Source organism: Paenibacillus cisolokensis (assembly GCF_050481165.1).
Classification (GTDB): Bacteria; Bacillota; Bacilli; order Paenibacillales; family Paenibacillaceae; genus Paenibacillus_AH; species Paenibacillus_AH cisolokensis.
Genome location: NZ_JBCNFP010000004.1, coordinates 1 through 2,267 on the forward strand (window position 1 = coordinate 1; position 2,267 = coordinate 2,267).

Sequence of the window (2,267 nt, forward strand, 5' to 3'; positions counted from 1 at the left end):
AAGAAGCAAGGCAAAAGGGTTAGACGCAGACATTCGCATCCGGTTTTCAGGGCGCAAGCCCGAGTTAACGTTCCCCGATAGCTCAGTCGGTAGAGCACTCGGCTGTTAACCGAGTTGTCACAGGTTCGAGTCCTGTTCGGGGAGCCATTTCAAGCTCTCATAGCTCAGTAGGTAGAGTGCATCCATGGTAAGGATGAGGTCACCGGTTCGATCCCGGTTGAGAGCTCCAGTTTCTTCTCCGGCCCGTTGGTCAAGGGGTTAAGACACCTCCCTTTCACGGAGGTAACAGGGGTTCGAATCCCCTACGGGTCACCATACGGACGCTTAGCTCAGCTGGGAGAGCGCCTGCCTTACAAGCAGAGGGTCGGCGGTTCGATCCCGTCAGCGTCCACCATGTTGGGGATTAGCCAAGCGGTAAGGCAACGGACTTTGACTCCGTCATGCCTAGGTTCGAATCCTAGATCCCCAGCCATTTATGAGCCATTAGCTCAGTTGGTAGAGCACCTGACTTTTAATCAGGGTGTCGAAGGTTCGAGTCCTTCATGGCTCACCAGTATTGGTTTCATATTCAGCGGCAAAGAACTCCGTCAGGAGTTTTTCGTACATTTACACGCTTTTCACATATTTATCATGTGCGCGCGTATGGCGGAATTGGCAGACGCACCAGATTTAGGTTCTGGCGGGAGACCGTGGGGGTTCAAGTCCCTCTACGCGCATATCGACAAAACGGCTTTTCGGATCGCGGATCTGGAAAGCTTTTTTTATTGCATGGCAAATAGTGCAAAAATGTTTTTTTCGCGGCAGGGGGATAATGATATTGACGTGATTGATGCAGCAAGGAGGGGGAAACCCATTGCACCGCTCTTGCCTGAAATGGATAGGGATAATGCTGGCTGTCTGCCTTACGATACCGCCGCATGCGAAAGTTCGAGCGGAGAAGACAGCACCGAATGTCGTCAAAAATCGAGCTTACTATGAATCGAGAGGCGACATTTTATGGGAGGTGCCAACCGATAAAAAGGTTGTCGCCCTTACGTTTGACGACGGCCCGGATGCTACACGTACGGCTTTGATACTGGATTTGCTGAAGCAGTACGATGCAAAAGCGACTTTTTTCGTTCTTGGAAAAAAGGTGGAGCGTTATCCGGATTTGGTACTTAGAGAAATGCGCGAAGGGCATGAAATTGCCAACCATACGTACAGTCATTCCATGAATAAAACCAAGTCGATACCATTTATGATGGAAGAGATTCGGAAGACCCAGAACATTATTTTGGAGGTCACCGGTCAACGGCCGCGCCTTTATCGTCCTCCCGGCGGGATATACAACGAAACGCTCGTACGGGAGAGCCGCAAGGAAGGCTTGTTGACCGTCATGTGGTCCTGGCATCAGGATACGCGCGACTGGGCCCGTCCCGGCACTTACAAAATCGTGAACAAAGTGCTGGGCAACATCCGCAACGGCGACATTATTTTGTTTCATGACCATGTAATAGGCAGTATGCAGACGGTTGAGGCCTTAAAAATCATTATTCCCGCGCTCAAGGAGCAGGGCTATAAATTTGTAACCGTGAGCGATCTCATTCAGTATGACGAACGCTATAAATCGGTCGAACATCTTCATCCGGTACGAAGGAATTAAGACGGCCGTCAAGTGAACGTTGACCCGCCCCACATTCAGCCCCCCGTTTCCTGGCCGATTGCTTGCTTTGCTTTTGCGAAAAGCCTGCAAAAGTCAGGCTGTTGGGAAACCCCCCTTTTTTCGAAAGGGCTGATTTCATCTGTTTTTTCGACTTCAAAGTTGGCTCTCAGATCGTTTTAAATCGATTTTTCTTCAACGAGACGAGAGCCCCCACATTAAAATTGACGATACCGAAAACCTACCCGACTTTCTCAACAGCCTGAAAAGTGCAGGAATTTTGGCCCGAATAGATGACTATGGCGCGAAATTCTGCAAAAATACAGTAATTTATGGAAAATCTCGCTTGTCCGGCTTGAACGGATCAAAAAAAACTGTATTATCGGCTAGGCCCCCTAATTCCGGAGTCTACGCCACGAAAAATTTAATTATCGTATAAATTCTAGGTTTTTCAGCGGATTACATGGCTTTATGGAATTTGGAGCGTTCTTCTTCGTTTTGTTGCAGGATCCAAGCGCTAAATACCTTTGGAGGTTTGCGTTTCAAACTTCCGTGCATTCTGCGATTGTTGTAAAAGTCCATGTACCGGTCAATAGCCGCATATGCTTCTTCCATTGTCTCGAATGAT

The 2,267-nt window shown here is 48.7% G+C and carries 2 protein-coding genes and 7 tRNA genes; 8 read left to right on the forward strand and 1 reads right to left on the reverse strand.

Features of this window, described 5'->3' with window-relative positions; translation table 11 throughout:
- The first annotated feature begins 71 nt into the window (after nt 1-71).
- The 8 genes from ABEV74_RS00885 (at nt 72) to ABEV74_RS00920 (ending at nt 1,642) form a co-directional block, all read left to right on the forward strand.
- A tRNA-Asn gene (locus ABEV74_RS00885) sits at nt 72-147 on the forward strand.
- Between the two features lie 6 nt (nt 148-153).
- Nucleotides 154-229: transfer RNA gene (locus ABEV74_RS00890), tRNA-Thr, on the forward strand.
- An 11-nt stretch (nt 230-240) separates the two neighbouring features.
- Nucleotides 241-315 (forward strand) — tRNA-Glu (locus ABEV74_RS00895).
- Nucleotides 316-318: 3 nt separating this feature from the next.
- Nucleotides 319-394: transfer RNA gene (locus ABEV74_RS00900), tRNA-Val, on the forward strand.
- Between the two features lie 3 nt (nt 395-397).
- Nucleotides 398-472, forward strand: a tRNA-Gln gene (locus ABEV74_RS00905).
- A gap of 5 nt (nt 473-477) precedes the next feature.
- Nucleotides 478-553, forward strand: a tRNA-Lys gene (locus ABEV74_RS00910).
- Between the two features lie 83 nt (nt 554-636).
- A tRNA-Leu gene (locus tag ABEV74_RS00915) sits at nt 637-716 on the forward strand.
- A 113-nt stretch (nt 717-829) separates the two neighbouring features.
- Nucleotides 830-1,642 carry a polysaccharide deacetylase family protein gene (locus ABEV74_RS00920; protein ID WP_430142804.1) on the forward strand — a complete coding sequence of 271 codons (813 nt, stop codon included), beginning with the start codon at nt 830-832 and terminating at the stop codon, nt 1,640-1,642.
- Between the two features lie 456 nt (nt 1,643-2,098).
- Here the strand turns inward: ABEV74_RS00920 and ABEV74_RS00925 are convergent, their stop codons facing one another.
- Nucleotides 2,099-2,254, reverse strand: a complete 156-nt coding sequence (locus ABEV74_RS00925; protein ID WP_430142806.1) for a hypothetical protein — start codon at nt 2,252-2,254, stop codon at nt 2,099-2,101.
- Nucleotides 2,255-2,267 lie beyond the last annotated feature (13 nt).